Annotated in this window: 14 protein-coding genes and 1 pseudogene; 8 read left to right on the top strand and 7 right to left on the bottom strand. The window is 58.8% G+C overall.

The features are described 5' to 3' along the window. Positions 1–13 precede the first annotated feature (13 nt). The 4 genes from KRR23_RS23070 to KRR23_RS23055 all read left to right on the top strand — a co-directional run bounded on the left by KRR23_RS23070 (position 14) and on the right by KRR23_RS23055 (position 3,125). Complete coding sequence (locus KRR23_RS23070) at positions 14–670, top strand: DedA family protein (RefSeq protein ID WP_216744392.1); 657 nt, start codon at positions 14–16, stop codon at positions 668–670. A 6-nt stretch (positions 671–676) separates the two neighbouring features. Further along, on the top strand, positions 677–1,489 hold the full coding sequence (locus tag KRR23_RS23065; RefSeq protein ID WP_216744391.1) for a zinc-dependent peptidase: 813 nt from the start codon (positions 677–679) through the stop codon (positions 1,487–1,489). A 122-nt stretch (positions 1,490–1,611) separates the two neighbouring features. After that, positions 1,612–2,139, top strand: a complete 528-nt coding sequence (gene ppa, locus KRR23_RS23060; protein ID WP_019693833.1) for an inorganic diphosphatase — start codon at positions 1,612–1,614, stop codon at positions 2,137–2,139. Positions 2,140–2,369: 230 nt separating this feature from the next. Continuing rightward, positions 2,370–3,125: a S24 family peptidase gene (locus KRR23_RS23055; protein WP_216744390.1), complete on the top strand. Its 756-nt coding sequence runs from the start codon at positions 2,370–2,372 to the stop codon at positions 3,123–3,125. A 555-nt stretch (positions 3,126–3,680) separates the two neighbouring features. On the opposite strand, the gene KRR23_RS23050 is transcribed toward KRR23_RS23055, so the two are convergent. The 7 genes from KRR23_RS23050 to KRR23_RS23020 all read right to left on the bottom strand — a co-directional run bounded on the left by KRR23_RS23050 (position 3,681) and on the right by KRR23_RS23020 (position 13,310). After that, positions 3,681–4,814 carry an ABC transporter permease gene (locus KRR23_RS23050; protein WP_216744389.1) on the bottom strand — a complete coding sequence of 378 codons (1,134 nt, stop codon included), beginning with the start codon at positions 4,812–4,814 and terminating at the stop codon, positions 3,681–3,683. 1 nt (position 4,815) lies between these two features. Beyond that, entirely contained in the window at positions 4,816–7,551 is a 2,736-nt protein-coding gene (rbbA, locus tag KRR23_RS23045; protein ID WP_216744388.1) for a ribosome-associated ATPase/putative transporter RbbA, read from the bottom strand. Beyond that, positions 7,548–8,621 carry an HlyD family secretion protein gene (locus KRR23_RS23040; protein ID WP_216744387.1) on the bottom strand — a complete coding sequence of 358 codons (1,074 nt, stop codon included), beginning with the start codon at positions 8,619–8,621 and terminating at the stop codon, positions 7,548–7,550. Before KRR23_RS23040 ends, rbbA begins: the two co-directional genes overlap by 4 nt. Before the next feature lie 7 nt (positions 8,622–8,628). After that, entirely contained in the window at positions 8,629–10,071 is a 1,443-nt protein-coding gene (locus KRR23_RS23035) for an efflux transporter outer membrane subunit (protein WP_216744386.1), read from the bottom strand. Positions 10,072–10,440: 369 nt separating this feature from the next. Continuing rightward, a complete protein-coding gene (locus tag KRR23_RS23030; protein ID WP_216744385.1) occupies positions 10,441–11,292 on the bottom strand; it encodes a MipA/OmpV family protein in 852 nt (283 codons plus the stop codon). Positions 11,293–11,439: 147 nt separating this feature from the next. After that, a complete protein-coding gene (locus KRR23_RS23025; RefSeq protein ID WP_216744384.1) occupies positions 11,440–12,615 on the bottom strand; it encodes a cell wall metabolism sensor histidine kinase WalK in 1,176 nt (391 codons plus the stop codon). Beyond that, a complete protein-coding gene (locus tag KRR23_RS23020; RefSeq protein WP_216744383.1) occupies positions 12,612–13,310 on the bottom strand; it encodes a response regulator in 699 nt (232 codons plus the stop codon). The genes KRR23_RS23025 and KRR23_RS23020 overlap by 4 nt, the downstream gene beginning before the upstream one ends. Positions 13,311–13,512: 202 nt before the next feature. Here KRR23_RS23020 and KRR23_RS23015 point away from each other — a divergent pair, with 202 nt between their 5' ends. The 4 genes and pseudogenes from KRR23_RS23015 to KRR23_RS23000 all read left to right on the top strand — a co-directional run bounded on the left by KRR23_RS23015 (position 13,513) and on the right by KRR23_RS23000 (position 18,832). Then, complete coding sequence (locus KRR23_RS23015; RefSeq protein WP_216744382.1) at positions 13,513–14,778, top strand: pyridoxal phosphate-dependent aminotransferase family protein; 1,266 nt, start codon at positions 13,513–13,515, stop codon at positions 14,776–14,778. A gap of 15 nt (positions 14,779–14,793) precedes the next feature. Further along, the gene (locus KRR23_RS23010) at positions 14,794–15,918 is read left to right on the top strand and encodes a GNAT family N-acetyltransferase (protein ID WP_216744381.1); all 1,125 of its coding nucleotides are present in this window, start codon (positions 14,794–14,796) and stop codon (positions 15,916–15,918) included. Further along, positions 15,915–17,135, top strand: coding sequence for an MFS transporter (locus KRR23_RS23005; protein WP_216744380.1), 1,221 nt, complete (start codon positions 15,915–15,917; stop codon positions 17,133–17,135). Before KRR23_RS23010 ends, KRR23_RS23005 begins: the two co-directional genes overlap by 4 nt. A 366-nt stretch (positions 17,136–17,501) precedes the next feature. After that, positions 17,502–18,832: pseudogene (locus KRR23_RS23000) on the top strand (IS4 family transposase). Positions 18,833–19,303: the final 471 nt, after the last annotated feature.

Genomic DNA, 19,303 nt, shown 5'->3' with positions numbered 1-19,303 from the left:
ACAGGTGCCCACCATGGATTTCAACCCGATCGACCTAATCCTGCATCTCGATGTCTACCTCGATTTGCTGGTGACCAACTACGGGCCATGGATCTACGCCATCCTGTTCATGGTGATTTTCTGCGAAACCGGCCTGGTGGTGATGCCTTTCCTGCCGGGCGATTCATTGTTGTTCATCGCCGGCGCGGTAGCGGCCGGTGGCGGCATGGACCCGGTGCTGCTGGGCGGCTTGTTGATGCTGGCGGCGATTCTCGGTGACAGCACCAACTACCTTGTCGGGCGAACAGCCGGCGAAAAGTTGTTCAGCAATCCGAATTCAAAGATCTTTCGTCGCGACTACCTGCAACAAACCCATGACTTCTATGACAAGCATGGCGGCAAGACCGTAACCCTGGCGCGCTTCCTGCCGATCATCCGGACCTTCGCACCGTTCGTCGCCGGCGTAGGCAAAATGCCTTACGCGCGTTTCTTCGCCTTCAGCGTGTTCGGCACCATCCTCTGGGTCGGCGGCTTGGTGACCCTGGGTTATTTCTTCGGTAACGTACCGTTCATCAAGAAGAACCTGTCGTTGCTGGTAGTGGGCATCATCCTGCTGTCGCTGGTACCGATGATCATTGGCGTGATCCGCAACCGCCTGGCCAACGCGAGCTCCAAAGCCGCGTCGCGCTGAGCGTCCATGTGGTTCCTCAACGCCTGGCGCCGCCGGCGTACGCTGGCCAAACACCCCGTTGCCGATGAAACCTGGCAGCGGGTGCGCCAACACCTGAGTTTCCTCGACGGCCTCAGCGAGGCCGAAGACCGCTGGCTGCGCGAAGCCGCCGTGCTCTTTCTGCAAGAAAAACACCTGACCTGCCTGCCCGGCGTCGAACTGCACCAGGAGCAGCGCCTGTTGCTCGCCGCTCAGGCGCAATTGCCGTTGCTGCACCTGGGCGACTTGAACTGGTATCAGGGTTTCCACGAAATCGTGCTCTACCCCGACGACTTCCTCAGCCCGCAGCGCCATCGCGATGCCAGCGGCGTCGAGCATGAATGGAACGGCGAGCACAGCGGCGAAGCCTGGCAACAGGGGCCGATCATTCTGGCCTGGCCGGGCGTGATGGCCAGTGGGGGCTGGGAAGGCTACAACCTGGTGATCCACGAACTGGCGCACAAACTCGACATGCTCAACGGCAATGCCAACGGCTTGCCGCCGCTGCACAGCGACATGCGCGTCAGTGAGTGGGCGAAAGTCATGCAACACGCCTACGACGACCTTAATCGCCAACTGGATCGCCATCCGCACGCCAACACCGCCATCGACCCTTACGCGGCGGAAAACCCGGCCGAGTTCTTCGCCGTCACCAGCGAATACTTCTTCAGCGCCCCGGATCTGTTGCACGCCACTTATCCACAGGTCTATCAGCAACTGCAGCTGTTTTACCGCCAGGACCCGCTGGCCAGGCTCGAGCAACTGCAAGCCACCCATCCGGGCTATCAGGCACACGACTAGCTTCCTGCCCGGGTCTATACGACCTCTGGTACGTGGCGCAGGCGACGGAATATGCCTATAATCGCCGCCACTTTTTGGTCAATCCGGCCAAGTCATTTGGCCACTTACGGGGGCACCGCCCAATGAGCTACAGCAAGATTCCGGCTGGCAAAGACCTGCCGAACGACATCTACGTCGCGATCGAGATTCCGGCCAACCACGCGCCGATCAAATACGAAATCGACAAAGACAGCGATTGCCTGTTCGTTGACCGTTTCATGGCCACCCCAATGTTCTACCCGGCCAACTACGGTTACATCCCGAACACCCTGGCGGACGACGGTGATCCCCTCGACGTGCTGGTCGTGACCCCTTACCCGGTTGCTCCAGGCTCGGTGATCCGCGCGCGTCCAGTCGGCATCCTGAACATGACCGACGACGGCGGCGGCGACGCTAAAGTCATCGCTGTTCCACACGACAAGCTGTCCCAGCTGTACGTCGACGTGAAGGAATACACCGACCTGCCAGCGCTGCTGATTCAGCAGATCGAGCACTTCTTTGCGAACTACAAAGATCTCGAAAAAGGCAAATGGGTGAAGATCGAAGGCTGGGACGGCGCAGATGCCGCTCGCGCTGCGATCATGAAGTCGGTTGCTGCCTATAAAGGCTGAGACGGCATTGGCTGAACGCCACTGACCTCTTGAAGAAACCCCGGTTATCCGGGGTTTTTTTATGAGCGTTAAAACATCAAGTTAAACAGTGCGTTTAATGAAACAAAGTCTAACGTTTAGACATGTTTAATATGAACTAACAATATCCTTCACTACAGCAGAATATTCCCGCGAAAATTGATCCGGTTGTTTATTTAATCCAGCCACCCTGGCCCGTAAACTCCGTATTCATGAAAAAGCACAAATGCGGCCCACGCTTCAAAGCGCTCCTGAAAGAGGTGAACATCACCCCGACGGCATTCGCGGCTTTCTGCAACGTCGAGCCCCAGCACGTGAACAACTGGTACATCCGCGGCGTCCCCTATCCGCGCATGGACGAAATCGCCCGCCTGTTAAGCGTCAACAGCCTGTGGCTGCTCAACGGCGAAGGCCCCAGGCACCCAGGCCCAGGCCCGGGTCAACTGACCGATCAGACCGGCAACGTTTTCGACGCGCAAGAGACACGCGGCGTATACACCGTGAACATCGATTCGCTCGATGTAGAAATCCCGCTGTATAAAGAAGTCCCTATTACCGCTGGCGCCAGCGAAACCGAGGTCGTCGAAATCCCCGGCGAGTTCATCCGCCTGCCGCGAAGCCACCTCGAGAGCCTGGAGGTCGAACCGGCCCAAGCCATCTGCGTGCCCATGGTCGGCGACAGCATGTCGGAGAAAATCGAAGACGGCTCGACCCTCGCCATCGACCGCAGCCTGACCCAAGTCGTCGACGGCCAGATCTATGCACTCGAACACGCCGGCATGCTGCGCATCAAATACCTGCACCGCCTCCCCTCTGGTGCCCTGCGACTGCGCAGCCACAACAGCAATGGCTACCCCGACGAAATCTTCAGCGCCAAACAGATCGAAGAACAAAACATCGAGATCCTCGGCTGGGTCTTCTGGTGGTCCACGCTGAACAAACAGCGGCCACCGGTGCCGTTCAGTTGAAACCAAGTCGTCCTTTTAAGCAACACAACGCTCTGGATAGCACTTCACGCTGGGAATTCCCCACAAAAATCAGTATGCTGCGCCCCACATTTGCATCGCCCCGCCCTGTGCTGGTCCGATCGCACCGACAAGGCAGATGACTTTCTCGCCAAGTCCCACAGCCGGACGCAAGATCCGGGTGTACGTTTTGAAGGCTGGTACGGTTTACCAAAAATAAACCAAGCCCGTCCCCGAGAAGCCGGCCACAAGCCGGCTTTTTAATTGTCCGAAATAATCCTATCCATTCTGAGAAATCAACTGATAGCCTCTCTATTCAGGGGCCATAAGGCATTTCTCTATCCAATGGTGTTTAACGCCACCTGTAGTGGTCAACTAATACCGCGCAGCCCGTTCGCAGCCTTCGGCCGCGGCTACAAGAAGCGCGTAAAACGCGCTTTGGCTCTTGATCTTCCTGCCCCTTCCAGCAGGCCGAACGCAGGCATTGCGTAGGATGCCGAGCTAGCCGCTTAAATCTCCAGCAATGACACATTGGCGCCATGAAGGGCCAGGCATCGATCAGCCTCCATCCATCTGCGCAAGCATCCGGCGAAAACGCTGCAACGAAAGTGCGAACAGCACGCTGCCGATGAGTAGTAGCGCAAGAAGTTGAACCCACACGACGTCCAGCCCCGCGCCGCGGTACAGCACGCCTTCTCCCAACTGCACCAAGTGGGTGGTGGGCGCGGCCAGCATCAGGTACTGCACCAGCGTGGGCATGCTTTCGCGCGGAGTGGCGCCGCCGGAGAGCAGGATCAACGGCAACAGCACCAGCATCAGCAACAGGCCGAACTGCGGCATGCTGCGGGCCACGGTGGCGAGATAGATGCCCAGGGCAGTGTTGGCAAATAAACTCAGCGCGGCGCCGACCAGGAACAGCCAGACCGAGCCTTCGATGGGTACGGCGAGCAACCCGCGTACCACGAACTGCAACGACAACGCCGCCGCCACCAGCACCACCGTGCCCATCGCCAAGACCTTGGCCAGCATGATCTGCGTGGGGGTGACCGGCATCACCAGCAGGTGTTCGATAGTGCCGTGCTCGCGTTCGCGGATCAGCGCGGCTCCGGTCAGAATGATCGCCAGCATGGTGATGTTGTCGATGATTTGCAGCAGGCTGCTGAACCAAGTCTTGTCCAACGCCGGGTTGAAGCGTGCGCGCAGCGCCAGTTCCACCGACAGGGCCGAATTGCCTCGATAACGCTGCACGAAGGTCTTGACCTCATCGGTGACGATCTGCTCGACATAGGCGCTGCCGCTGAAGGCTTGATCCATGCGTGTGGCATCGACGTTGAGCTGCACCTGCGCGGGACGACCCGCCAGAACATCGCGCTGCAGGTTGGGCGGCATGTGCAGCACAAAGGTATAGCGGCCGGAGTCCAGACCGGCGTCCATCTCGGCAACACTGATGTGCTCTGGTTGCGTGAACTGAGGTGGGTAGAAAGCGGTGGCGATGCGCTGCGACAGGGGCGAATCATCTTCGTCGACGAAGGCGATCGGTGCGTTGTTCAGGGTGTCTGGAATGGCCGAGGCGGCCGTGTAGACCATCGCCGTGAAGCTGAAGACTATCAGCAGCAGCATGACCGGATCGCGCCACAGACTGCGAAGCTCCTTGACGCTCAGTTGCCAGATGTTGGAAAAAGTGCGTTTCATCTCAGCGCTCCTGTTTGTGCAGCATCGCAATCGACAGACCCATCACCAGCGGTACGGCCACCAACAAGGCAATGAAGGACTGCTGCAGATCAGCCAGCCCCAAAGCCTTCGCGAATACGCCACGGCTGATGAGAAACATATGGGTGGCCGGGTAGGCTTCGCCGATCAGCTTGCCGATGCCCTCCAACGAGGAAACGGGTGTAGTCAGCCCGGCGAACTGGGTGGCGGGCACCAGCGTGCCGATCAGCGCGGCGAACATCGCGGCGATCTGACTGCGTGTGACGGCCGATGCGACCAGCCCCATGCTGGTGGAGATCACCAGAAACACCAGGGTGGCCAGCGCCAGGGTGGCAAAGCTGCCCTTCATGGGCACATCCAGTACGGTCACCGCCAGCACGCTCATCAACAGGAAGTTCAGCATTCCCAGCGCCACATAGGGCAGTTGCTTGCCAAGCAGGAACTCGGTGCGGGTGACAGGGGTGACGTAGAAGTTGATGATCGCGCCCAGTTCCTTCTCGCGCACCACGGCTAGCGCGGTCAGCATCGCCGGCAGCATCAACAGCAGCAATGGCACCACCGCCGGGACGATGGCGGGCAGGCTCTTGATGTCCGGGTTGTAGCGAAAGCGCGTCTGCACTTCGACCGGGTTGGTATAGGTTTTGCCGTTCAATTGCTGGGATTTTTGCGTCAGCCAGAGCAGGTGCATGCCCTGCACATAGCCTTGCACGGTTTCGGCGCGGCTGGGCATGGCGCCGTTGATCCAGGCACCGACCTGGGCGTTGCGCCCCAGCGTGGTGTCGCGGGCAAAGCCGGACGGGATCTCGATGACCAGACTCAGTTCGCCGGTCTGCATGCGTCGGTCCAGCTCTGCGTAACTGTGCAACGGCGGGCGCTCAAGAAAATACGGCGAACCGGAGAGCGCCAGGGTGTAGTCATGGCTCAGGCCGGTCTGATCACGGTCAAGCACGGCGTAGCGCAGGTCATTGACGTCGGTGCTGATGCCATAGCCGATAACAAACATCAGCAGCAGCGATCCCAGTAGCGCCAGTGTGGCGCGTACCGGATCGCGCCGCAGTTCCAGCGACTCGCGCCAGGCGTAGCTGAGTAGACGCTGCAGGCTGAAAGACTGAGCCTGTTCGGGTGCTGTTGTGGCCGTGCCGTGCTGTGTGGGAGCGCTCTCATCCGGCACATGCGCGGTATTGTTATCGGCCTCGATCAGATAACCGATAAAGGCCTCTTCCAGGCTGGCGGCACCGCGTTTTTCCACCAACTGCATCGGTGCATCACTGTCGAGCACCTTGCCCGCATGCATCATCGACATGCGGTCGCAGCGCTCGGCCTCGTTCATGAAGTGGGTGGAGATGAAGATGGTCACGTGGTCGCGCCGCGACAGTTGCACCAACAAGCGCCAGAACTTGTCGCGCGCCACCGGATCGACGCCCGAAGTCGGCTCGTCCAGAATAAGCAGTTCGGGCTTGTGAACCATCGCCACGGCCAGCGATAGGCGCTGGCGCATGCCCATGGGGATGCTGGGCGGCAGGCTATCCATGACGTCCAGCAATTCAAAACGCCCGGCCATTTGCTGCACGCGAGCGTCGATCTCTGTGGCGGGCACATGGAATAGCTTGGCATGCAGGACCAGGTTCTGCTTTACCGTCAATTCGTTATAGAGCGAGAACGATTGCGACATGTAGCCTACGCGACTGCGTGTGGCAAGGTCGTGAGAGTCGATCTCCTTGCCGAACAGCCAGGCACAGCCTTCGCTGGCGGGTAGCAGGCCGGTGAGCATTTTCATCGTGGTGCTCTTGCCGCAGCCGTTGGAGCCGAGAAACCCGAAGATTTCTCCGCGACGGATGCGAAAGCTCACGTGATCCACGGCCGTGAAGTCGCCAAAGCGCATTGTCAGTCCCTGGGCCTGGATGGCGATATCGTCCGGGTCGGTCTGCAAGGGAGGAATGACCACAGGCTCGTGGTCTTGCTTTTTCTCGTCCGGCAACAAACTGATGAAGGCCGACTCCAACGAATCGCAATTGGTGCGTGCCAGCAGTTCGGCAGGCGTGCCGGTGGCCCGCACCCGACCTTCGTCCATGACTGCCAGCCAGTCAAAACCTTGTGCTTCATCCATGTAGGCGGTGGCGACGATCACGCTCATGCCGACTCGCTGGCGACGGATACGGGCGATCAGTTCCCAGAACTGCGCGCGCGCCAGCGGATCGACACCCGTAGTGGGTTCGTCGAGGATCAGCAGGTCGGGATCATGGATCAGAGCGCAGCACAGGCTCAGTTTCTGCTTCATGCCTCCCGAAAGCTTCCCGGCGGGTCGCGCAAGAAATGGATACATGCCGGTGCTACGGGTCAAATCGTCGATGCGTCGGCGCCGTTCGCTGGCGTTTTGACTGAACAATCGTGCGATGAACTGCAGGTTTTCCTCCACTGACAGTGTGGGGTACAGGTTCTTGCCCAGGCCTTGGGGCATGTAGGCAATACGCGGGCAGATCTGGTCGCGGTGGGCCTTGCTGGCGATGTCGGCGCCCAGCACCTCTACTGTGCCTTGCTGTACCCGACGCGCGCCGGAGAGCAACGACAGCAGACTGGACTTGCCTACGCCATCCGGGCCGATCAGCCCTACCATGCAACCGCCAGGGATGTCCTGGGTGATGCCCGCCAGCGCCTGGGTCTTGCCGTAATGCAGGCTTACGTCCCGCAAGCGAACCACGGGTTCAACGAGGCTGTTCATGGCAAGTCCCTAAGCTGTAAGGCTTCAGGCCATTGGGCCTGTGGATCGGTCCTGATCCAGGCAACGCCGGGCAGGCCGGACTTTACGTAATCCTGGTACTTGCGCAGCAATGCTTTGTCGATCCGAGCCTTGACCCGGAACATCAGCTTCTGCCGCTCATTGGCGGTCTCCACGAATTTGGGGGTGAACTGGGCCTGGCGCGAGACAAAGGTGACCTTGGCGGGTATCGGCAAGTCCGGCGCGGTGTCCAGCACGATGCGCACTTCACTGCCCAGGGCCACTTGCCCGGCGGCTTCGGTGGGCAAGAAGAAGCTCATGTAGACATCTGACAGGTCGATCAGGTTAAGCACCTTGCCGCCATCGCTGAGCATTTCGCCGGGCTGGGCCAGGCGATACTGCACGCGGCCAGTGCGCGGGGCCTTGAGAGTGCTGTCGTCCAACTCGGACTGGATGCGCTCGACCGTGGCCTGCGCTGCAGCGACGGTCGATATTGCGCCGGTGACTTCGGCGTCGGTGGCTTCGATGGCCGATCTGGCGGCGTTAGCCTGCGCGCGCGCGGCATTGAGCGCGGCCCCGGTATTCGCCACGCTGGCGCGGTCATCGTCCAACTCCTGGCCTGTTGTGGCGCCGTCCTTGACCAATACCTCGGTGCGCACCAGTCGACGCTGGGCGGCATTCAGTTCCGTATGGCGCTGAACCACGACAGCCTCGGCGGCGGCCTGCTCGCTGCGGCGCATGTTCGCCTGCGCCTGAGTGGCCTTCACGGCATGTTCTGCCCGTTGCAATTGCGCCTGGGCCTCGCGCATCTGGGCCAGCAGCGAATCGATATGCATGTGTGCCAACACCTGCCCAGCCTGTACCTCGTCACCTTCATCGGCCAGGATCTGCGCGACGCGACCGCCAAATTTGGCGGCCACGTCCACCTCCGTGGCTTCAATGCGTCCATTGCTGACCATCAGACCGTCCGGCACGGCGCGTTGATCGAACCAGTCCCAGCCGATCCAGGCTGCACCGGCAATGGCCGCCACGATGGCAACTGCGGTGATTTTCTTCTTGATGGGGGCGCTCATGGCTGGGTTATTCCTCTGCGATATCTGAAAACAGGGTGGATGGCGGCTGATCGAGTAACGGGGCGCTCGGCACATGCCGTGAGCCGCCACCCAGTGCGGCATACAGCACCACCCGGTTGCGTAGCAGTGCGTGTTGCGCTTGTACCACTTGTTGCTGGGTCTGCAGACGATCACGTTCGGCGTCAAGCACCTCCAGGAAACTGGACCGGCCACGGTCATGGCTCAGGCGCGCCAGCCGACTGCGTTCTTCCTGGATCTCGACGGCTTGCTGCTGCACTGATAATTGCTGTTGCAGCCAGTGCTGGTTGGCCAGGGCATCCGCTACGTCGCGAAAGGCGCTCTGGATGATTTGCTCGTACTCAACGACGGCAAGGTGTTTGCGCACATTCGCCAAATCCAGGTTGGCCTGGTTCAGTCCCCCATCGAAGACCGGCAACGACAGGCTTGGCGCGAAGTTCCAGGCACGGCTGCTTGCGTTGAATAAGTCGCTCAGTTCTGCGCTGGCCAGGCCGCCGAAAGCGGTCAAGCTGATGCGCGGGAAGAAGGCCGCGCGGGCCGCGCCGATATGGGCGTTGGCGGCACGCAGGCGATGCTCTGCCGCGACGATGTCCGGGCGGTTGATCAGCAGGTCGGATGGCAGGCCGGCATCCAGGGGCTGGACCAGGGTCTGATCGGCGACAGGCCTGTCGTTGGCATCGACGAGGTCAACCTGTCCGACCAGCAGATTCACTGCATTGCGTTGCAGGTCGCGTTGCTGTTGCAGTTGCAGCGCCAATGCCTCGGCCTGGGTCAGCAGCGTCTGCACCTGGGTCAGTTCCAGCTTGGTCACTGACCCCATCTCAAACCGATGTGTGAAGATGCGCAGCGATTCGCTCTGGTTGGCCTGAGCGGCGTTAGCCAGGCGCAGGCGCTCATCCAGCTCGCGGAGGCCAATCCAGGCGTCGGCCACCTGCGCCACCAGGCTGATCGTCACTGCCCGATGCCCGGCCTGGGTCGCCAGGAATTGCTGCAAGGCTTCTTCGTTCAGGCTGGTGATACGCCCCCAGAAGTCGATCTCCCAACTGCTGATACCCACACCTGCCTTGAATTCGTTGCCAGTCGAGGTCTGACCGATTTCCGACAGATCCGCAGGCGTGCGCGAGCGTTGCGCATCGACTCCCAGGGCAACAGTGGGCGTCAGGGAGCTGCGCTGGATGCGGTAGGCAGCCTGTGCTTGCCGAACCCGCAAAGCGGCACTGCGCAGGTCGTGGTTGTGAAGCAGAGCCTGGCGGATCAAAGCCTGTAGATGAGGATCGGGAAAATAGCTCTGCCAGGTTTTATCGGCCGCCGAGGTTAGTGCGGCATCCTCGAATCTTTTACCGCTCCCTTGCTGGTAATGCGCAGGCAAGGTGCTGTTGTTGGGTGTTGTATACGGCGGTATTAGCGTAGTGCAGCCTGATAGCAGCACCATCACAAATGCTGCATTGCACTGTCGTGACATGGTGTGAAGTTTCCGATCCATAGGAGGCATGGAGGGAAGTGTGCTCTTCACGCGTCAATCGTCTTTCAAGGTTTAATCAAGATTTCATCAAGTGCGGCCAAATGCCGGTCTGCGGAACAGACGCCCACGGCGCAGCCTTGCCTTGAGCGTCTGAGATTATTTTGGAGGCGGTAGCGGTGTCAGCACTGAAACGGGCGGCTCGCTCATGAGCAGCCAAGCGCCCGTCACCAATAACAAGACTGCCGCCACGGTACAGGCCAACCAAATCAGTTTCCGGCACCATGGCCCCCGCGCCGGGATGAGCTGTCTACGTGCGCGCACGATGGATGTCTATTCGCCTCAGAATGAATAGTGCAATGAGGCAAAACTGGTGACGCCGGTTTTTTCTTCCACCACAGGACTTTTGTCCGCCTCTTCGCGGAACTCCATGACATTCAACCCGACCAACATCGCCCAATGCTGATTGAAATTATGTTGCCAGTCCGCTGACAACGAGTAGGCATAGACGCCGGACTCGGCATCGAAACGAGAGAACCGGGAAGCCTGGGCCTGGGCATCGCTCACCCCGAAGTAGGTTTGGTTGTAGCGCTTATCCCCGGCATGCACGTTCATGCCAAGGGTAATCACGTCACCTGCCGTTTCCAGTACGGTGCTTTCCAGGCCCAACCGGTAACGATTACCACGCTTATGACCGGCAACGCGCAGCTCTGCTTCACCCTTGATCGACAGCCAGGAGGTCAGATCCTGTGCCAGCAGAAACGTGGCAGTGGTCGCGCCTGTGACTTCACCCATCCCCTGGAGTCGCTTGGAGCCAGGACGCCAAACGCTGTCTTCATCAGTACGGCCAAAGTCGTAGCCGATTGCCACGCTGGAGTAAAACCCGCTCTGAGTCAGGTATTCCGCGCCAAGGCCGCGCACGGAATCGGCAAAGAAAATGCCGCGATAAATACTCAGTGTCGGCACCAGCATGGCTCGCGATTCTTTTGCGCCCAGATAGCGGGGGGTGTAGGCGGCACCCAGTCCCACCGTGACCTCGGTTTTTTCGCCAAACAAGCTGGTGGATACGTCAGCGACTTGCTGCTGGGCCTGGCTTTTCAGCGGCATCAGCAAGCAGAGGCTGCCGGCAATGAAGACCGAGACAGCGCTGGTCATGTGCCGCTTGTGTTTGTATCGAGAAACGGGCTTGCTCATGGCGGTTCATCCTTTGAGGTTTAGTACCCCGGTAGTGAGCCGCCCTCGATACAAGGTCGCGCCAAGAAACGATGAAGACTTCGTCAAGGACAGCGGGCCAGGTTTTGCCTGTGCCCGCTTTCAGGCTGGCGCAGCCTTTGCCTTGAATCAGCCAGGCAGCTCGATATGGATGCGACCGCCGCCCTCGGCACGATTATGGACACTCAGCTTGCCACCATGGGCTTGGCAGATAGCTACTGCCACCGACAGCCCCAGCCCGCTGCCGCCTGCATGGCGAGAGCGCGAATGTTCGGCACGCCAGAAGCGGTCGCACGAGCGCTCGATATTCTCCGGTGCGAAGCCCGGGCCAGCATCCTCGACGTCGAGCAGCAACCGGTCTTGCCGCTTGCTGGCCCGCAGCGCCAGATAGCCCCCGGATGCTGCGTAGCACAGGGCATTGTCGAGCAGGATAGACAGTACCTGGCCTAAGCGGTCGCGATCGGCGATCAACATCAAACCGTCCGGACAGTCGAGGACGATGTTCACCGGTTGCTGTTGCAAGCGTGGTGCCGCCCAGGCCACTCGCTCTTCCATCAGGGGCTTGAGCGCAAAGCTTGAGGGCGTCAACTGCAACTGGTCTGCTGTGGCCAGCGACAATAAGTACAGATCATCAATGAGCCGATTGAGCTGATCAAGCTGTCGCATGATCATGGCCAACTGTTGTGGTGAGGCCTCGAATACGCCATCGATCAGACCCTGTAGCCGCCCCTTGGCAGCGGTGAGGGGCGTGCGCAGCTCGTGGGCGATGGCGGCGCTGGATGCCTGTAATTCCCGCTCCTGCCGCTCCAGGCGCTCAGCCATGTGGTTGAAATCGGCCATCAGGCTATGCAGCGCTGCTGGTGCATCGCGCACGTTGCCTGCTCGTGACCGGAAGTCTCCGCCAGCGATGTGCATTGCCGAGATCGCAACGGCGCTGAGTTGGCGCGACAGGCGCAACGAGACCCAGATGCCGCCGCCGATAATCAGGGGGAGCGCAATCAGTGCCAGCCCGCTGAACCACAGCAGATCCGCCCGGAGGACCTCTGGCGTGAAGTAATCGCCATAGAGGTATTGCCCATAGATTTCACGCAGGCGCTCGGCATTGGCGACATGGTCGACTTCCAGGACCTTGAGTTCCTGGCGCACGGCCTCGGGCAGTGCGTTTCGCAGCTTGGTTTCCCACGAGAAGAAGCGTAGCCACATGCCAGCACCCACCACCAGTATGGCCGCCAGTGCCAGGCCGGTCATGCGCAGGCTGATCCAGTACCAGAGTTGGCGGGAGAGTCCTTTCTTTGCCGTGCTCATGCCGGATTGCTGAAACGATACCCCAGCCCCCGCACCGTCAGAACGACATCGTGAATGCCTGCACGCTCCAGCTTGCGTCGCAGGTTGTACAGGTGGGCATCGACCACTCGCTCCATCGCATCACTTTCGGGCAGGCAGTTGGCGAGCAGCTCGGCACGTGTGTACATGCGCGATGGCGCTGCCATCATCATGGACAGTAGATTGAACTCGGTGCGAGTCAACTCCAGGGGCTGACGCGTGCCATTGATTTCAATGGTCGCCAGTGCCGCGTTCAAATCAATGACCAGGTGATTATGCCGTAGCAAGGTCGACTGACCCTGGCCACCCCCACGCCAACGCCGCAGCACCGCATGCACGCGAGCAACCACTTCCCCTGGGTTGTAGGGTTTGACCACATAGTCATCAGCACCGTACAGCAGGGAGTTGATGCAGCTGGGTTCGTGCCCAACAGCGGTCACCATAATGACTGGGGTCGCTGAGTGTTGGCGAATGGCAGTCAAAACCTCGTTGCCGCTGAGTCCCGGCAACATGATGTCCAGCAGCACCAGATCCGGCCGCCAACGCGCGTGGTAGTCCAGGGCTTTATGACCATCTGCTGCATGTCGCGTCTGGAATCCATCCCGGCCAAGATAGGCCTCCAGTACTTCAGCCCCATCGAAATCATCCTCGACGATCAGTACTCGTCCTAAACTCACAGGTCACTCCTTCATGCGATCTTGATGGATTGTTGATCGTTACTTGATATTGCGGTGCAACGATAATTGCGCTTCTGAATGCGGTGGTAAATCGTTGAGATGACTAACTGCTACTACTGGAAAACGAATCGACAATCTTATTTTTAGTCATTTGTCAAGATTTATCAAATGTTGGCAGTCAGGATGAATGGAGGGGGGACATATGGAAATATCACCAAATGTAGATCGCTGGGGCTTTCAGCGCTTCGTTGAGTCGTCGGTGTCCGAAGGGTTCCTGCGCGAGCCGGTCATTATGGAAGGAATGTCTGGTTCGCGTATCACGCGCAATGGCCTGCCGTATGTGAATTTCTCGGGGATCAACTACCTTGGCTGGCAACAGGACCCGCAAGTGCTCGATGCGTTCTGTGAGTCGGTCAAGCGCTATGGGCTTTCCACCGGTGGGTCGCGGGCGACGCAGGGTGTCTGCGAGCCACATTTCCGATTGGAAACGTTGCTCAGCGAGCATCATGGCAAAGACAAAACACTCACGTTTGCCTCAGGCATGCTGGCCAACCTTGGCTTCATCAATGCCATGACGGCGAAGTTCAATTTCTCCCCCAGCAGCGGCATTGACAACCGCGATGCCGTGCTGATCTTTGACCGTGATTGCCACTGGAGTCTCTGGAAAGCAGCCGGGCACCTTAAGTACGGCGAATCGCTGCTGTCGTTCAAGCATAACGATGTGGCCGACCTTGAGCGTGTTCTGCAAAATATCGGAGATCGAAAGGCCATTGTGGTTTTCGAAAGTGTCTACTCCTCCGATGGGAGTGTGGCGCCTATCGGTACGATCCTGGACGTGTGTGAACGATTCAATGCCCTGAGCTATATCGACGACGCCAATGGCTTCATGGTGTATGGCGAGCCGCAGCGCAATTTCTATGAAGAGTTCCAGCACCTTCGCCGCGCCGATTTCATCATGATCTCATTATCGAAATCAGTAGGCCTGGAAGGCGGCGCGATCAGCGCCAACGCGGAGTACATCGACGCCTTTGAAGTACTGAGTGGAACGTCGATCTTCACTGCCGCCATTCAACCGCCAACGGCAGACGCAGCGGCATCCATCATCGAGCACCTCAAGCGCGACCCTTCCATCATGGATGACTTCCTGCGCAGAAGCTTGGCGTTTCGCATGCGATTGCTTGACAGTGGCCTGCAGCTCAATAGCACACCGTCTTACATCACCTCCGTGTTGATCGGCAAGGACAGCAAGGCCGAGCAAGTTCGGGAGCAGTTGGAGCAACAAGGCTTCTGCGTGCCGATCTTCCGCTATCCGGCGGTCAAGCCCAATCAGGCACTGATACGGCTGATCCTGCACCGGCACCACACCGACGCGGAAATCGAGAGGTTCGCCCATAGTCTGGAAAATCTGCTCGGTTGCGATGACTCACCCAGTCGATTGGGCGAGCGTCTGCTAGCGGCAGCGAACTAGGTCAGGAAGTCGCATATGACACGCATGGAACAGGTGGTGCGGATCGGCTTGCCGGCCTGCACAAATGACACCACTTGGGCGGCGGAACATATTGAAATCAAGGACTCGATTGCGACGATTGACCGAACGTCCTGGAATCAACTGTGCAAGCCTCATCAGTTTTGCAGCCATGAGTATATGGCTGCCCTGGAGGCCAGCGGTCTGGAATGCCAGTACCTTTATGCGCTGGCCATTTCAAACGGTGAACTGGTCGGCGCTGCTGTAGCCACCCTATGGCGGATTCATCTGCCATATGGGATGTCGTTGCGCGTCACGACCCTGGGAACGCCGGTCAATACTGGGTTGCCGCTGATGTTAGCGGTCACTGCGAATTCCATAAGCCTGCGATATGGTCTGGTGACTGCGCTGGAGCGGGCTTCAATCAAGCGCGGCGTCCGATTGTTCGTCGGGCGGGATTTTCCGACATCCGACTACCTCCACAAGCAGGCGCTCGACAAGCTCTACAGCTGCGCGCATTTGGAGCTGCCCTGGACAGACTTTGAGCAGTATCTGGAGCAGCACCCCAAGCGCAAAAGCATACGCCGTGATATGCGATCGCTTGAAAAGGCAGGCTACCGTCTTGAAATTCGCGAGGGTCAGGCACTGTCGATTGATGAAGCGCAGCGCTTGCACGCCTTATGGTTACAGCTGTATCGCAAACATCACTCGCCTGACCAAATCATGGTCACCGAAGATTTCTTTCTGCAAATGAGCCAGCTCGACCATGCGGTGTGGTTGCTGCTGCGCAAGGAAGGACGTATTGATGCGTTCGACCTCTGTTTTGTTCTGGGCGACCATCTGGAGTCCACCTATTGCGGCGTGGATCTGGAGGCAACGAGTCGCCTGTCCATCCACCGCGCAATGGGCTACCAGATCGTTCGCCACGCCATCGGCAAAGGATTGCGCAGCATTAACTTTGGTATTTCCAACGAGCAGGGCAAAGTCGAAATGGGCTGTCGCCTGCAAGCCTGTTACGCCTGGATGCAAGCCAATCCCAAGTGGCTCGGACGACTGCTTCGCATGCTCCTGCATCGATTTGTGCTCAAGCACGACCAGGACAAGCTCGCGCTGGAAAACCTGACTGTGGAAGACCCGCGGTGAAGCGGCTGCTACACAGACATGGCGCCGGTCTTTTGCTCTTGACCGGTCTGCAGTGGGTGATTTCGGTGGCGGATTGGATGCTGATCGTGCTGCTGCAGATCGTGGTATTCGATCTGACCCAGTCGGCGTTCAACATCATGTTGCTGGTCATTTGCGAGTTGATCCCGATGCTGCTGTTCGGCGCATGGGCCGGTGCAGTCGCCGATCGCACCGATCTCAAACGGGTACTGGTCTGGGCCTGTGTGGCGCGTCTGTTCATCATCCTGGCACTCTTGCTGCCGGCGATGCGTGGGCAGCTTATCCCTATCCTTGCCATCGCTGCCCTGGCGGCGACATGCAACCGGTTCTTCGTGCCGGGTGCCAGTGCCTTATTACCCAGACTGGTTTCGGCAGATCGGCTACCCGCTGCCAACGCCATCATCATGGCCGCGCGCATGTCAGGGATGGCCATCGGTACGCTGTTGGCTGGCGTGCTGGCCAGTCACTACGGGCATGTGGTGGCGGTTGTGGTAATTGGCGTGCTGCTGCTCATCGCCAGTGTCTTGTGTGTGTTGTTGCCCTCGCCCCATGTCAAGCGGGAGCAGGCCGATGAAGCAGGTATCTGGCGCGATTTGCGCACGGCGGTTTCACGCTATGGAGCCAGCCTGATACTGCCCATGACGGCCAGTATGCTGGTGATGCTGGCCCTTGGCAGTTTTGAGATTCTTGCGCTTGTCTATGTGGTCCAGGTGCTCGAACGTCCACCGGCCGATGTCGGGTTGCTATTCGGCGCCTATGGTGTCGGCATGTTGGCTGGACTTGCTTTGTCGTCATGGTCCCGTGTCGTGCAGCAATATGGCGCATGGATGTTGATCAGTCTGACCCTGATATGTGCCTCTATCTGGGTTGTATCGCAAGTCGACAGCCTCGGTTTGGCATTGCCGTTGGTGGCTGTGACGGGGCTGGCGGAGGGGCTGGTCATTACCCTGAGCCTGTTGCGCATCTATCAACAGGTTGCTGGGGATTTCTATGCCCGTGTGATTGCATTGCTGGATACCGGCACAGGCGCGGCCTTTCTTGTTTCGGTCATGCTGACAGGCGTCGTGGCCGATAAGGTACCGGCAAACATCTTGCTGGAAGGGCTCGCCATGACGCTCACCGGCTTGCTGCTGTTGGGGGTCATTGTGATGAAGGTGAGTACAGCCTGGCTTCACCTGAAAAAGGTGGCGCCAGGATAGAAAACCGTTAATCACGCATAGCACTGACGCCCGCTCTTTTGAAGGACACCCTCATGCGGCTGCCAACGCAGCGGGCGAATGCGATTGCGCAGCTGCCGCCCCATAGGTGGAGCGAATCACTCTCGGCCCGGATGGGGAAGTGTTGGCGCCGTCCACTTATTCCCTGCAATCCGCCCTACGCAGGACCTAGGTGGGGGGACAAATGGGGGGACAAAAAGAACAACCGCCTTAAAAACCAACAAAACAAGGCGAAAATCAGAAAATAATACCGCCCACAAGCCTAATGCCGATCAGTTAAGCCCTCTTGCTTGACCTTTGGCCGCAAGAAATCAAAATCCGATGCCTGAATTGGCATCGGATTTTTTTATGCGTCTCGCTCGGGCACTGGAACTGACCCACAACATTGCCTCCACTCCCAACTCAATCGAGGGATTGGATTCCTTGCTCGATCCTTCTTTGGTCGAGCAGGCACTTGAACAAGCAGGCGTAGCGACCCTGCGCAAGCGGCGCTTGCCGTTGGAAATGATGCTCTGGTGCGTTATCTCCATGGCATTCTTTCGGCGGATGTCGGCTTGGGATGTGGTCAGTCGCATGAACATCATGCTGCCTGGGCAACGCCCGTTGGTGGCGCCCAGTGCAGTGGTTCAAGCCCGTCAGAGATTGGGTTGCGAGGCTGTACGACAGGTCTTCCATCTGACTCAGAAAAGTTGGCATGAAGCAGCCGCCCATCCAACCTGGGCCGGATTGCGTTTACTGGGGTCGATGGCGTTGTTTGGCGAACGCCCGATACGCCAGAAAATCGAGCACGCTATGACTCGGCCAGTAATCAACATGGCGACACCGGTTTTCCTCAGGTACGCATGGTGTGTCAGATGGAGTTGACCAGTCATTTGCTCATTGGCAGTGCGTTTGACGGCTATCGCAGCAACGAAATGAAACTGGCTGAGCAACTGATCGACACCACGCCTGATCACTCGCTGACGCTGTTTGATCGCGGCTTCTACTCCTTGGGGTTGCTGCACCAATGGCAGCAAGCGGGCACCGAGCGACATTGGCTGATGCCACTGCGCAAAGGTGCGCAGTACGAAGTGGTTCAGCGTTTGGGGCGTCAGGATGCTGTGGTCTCGTTAAGCACTTCGCCGCAGGCCCGCAAGCAATGGCCGGGGTTACCGGAGCGCCTGAGCGCGCGACTCCTGAGCAAAACCGTCAAGGGCAAGGTGTGCCAGATACTGACGTCGATGACCGACCCGCTGCGCTTTCCATCCGACGAAATCGTCGATCTGTACAGCCAGCGATGGGAGATCGAGTTAGGGTTTCGGGAGATGAAGCAGACGCTGCTCAACAGCAGCTATACGTTGCGTAGCAAGACGCCCGAAATGATTGAGCAGGAACTGTGGGGAGTGTTGCTGGGCTACAACCTGTTGCGTTATCAGATGGTGGAGATGAGTCGCCACTGTCCGGGTATTTACCCGTGCGAAATGAGCTTTACTGCGTGCACCTGGGCAATTTTAGGGTTTATCAACAGCGTCTCGGCCGACCGCTCCGGGAACATCCCCAAATACCTGGCTGAGCTTCATGCCTCAGCCCCGCACTATGTGCTGCCTCATCGGCGAGAGGAGCGCATTTATCCTCGGGCCATCAGGCTGAAATCACCGAAGTATCCGATCAAAAATAAAAATGCCAGTCAGCTTAACTGACTGGCATTAGCCTGATTAGGCTGCTTTTCTTGATGAGATTGCTTGATATTGTGCTCCCTCAAGCAGGGGAGGAGAGGTCTCACCCGAGCGCTGATTTTCAGGCCATCAACGGGGTTCCTAACGCCGACTATCACCACCTGAAGGCAGTCGGTTTCGCGCTCTCGGGTCGATTTTCTGCCACAGATGACGCATGTGTCAACCTGAACGCAAGTCATGTGTCGGTGGTCATCAGAACCAGGAGAATCCGTGCAACGGTATCCGATGTTTAACGATGTGATGACAACCACTGGCGTGCGTACGCCCATCCGCTACGTCTAGAGCGCCAGCAGCCGCAAGATCTCGTTCGTGTTTGAAGTCAGCGAGGTCTGAGACACACGTACGAAAAGCCCCGAATCATTCGGCAATGCTGTTCACTTAAGCCGATGTTTCAGGCACAACCGCAGTTGTGGCGAGGGAGCTTGCTCCCGCTGG

It is taken from the genome of Pseudomonas sp. CVAP#3 (assembly GCF_018986375.1).
Classification (GTDB): Bacteria; Pseudomonadota; Gammaproteobacteria; order Pseudomonadales; family Pseudomonadaceae; genus Aquipseudomonas; species Aquipseudomonas helvetica.
This window is presented reverse-complemented; position numbering and strand designations above follow the sequence as displayed.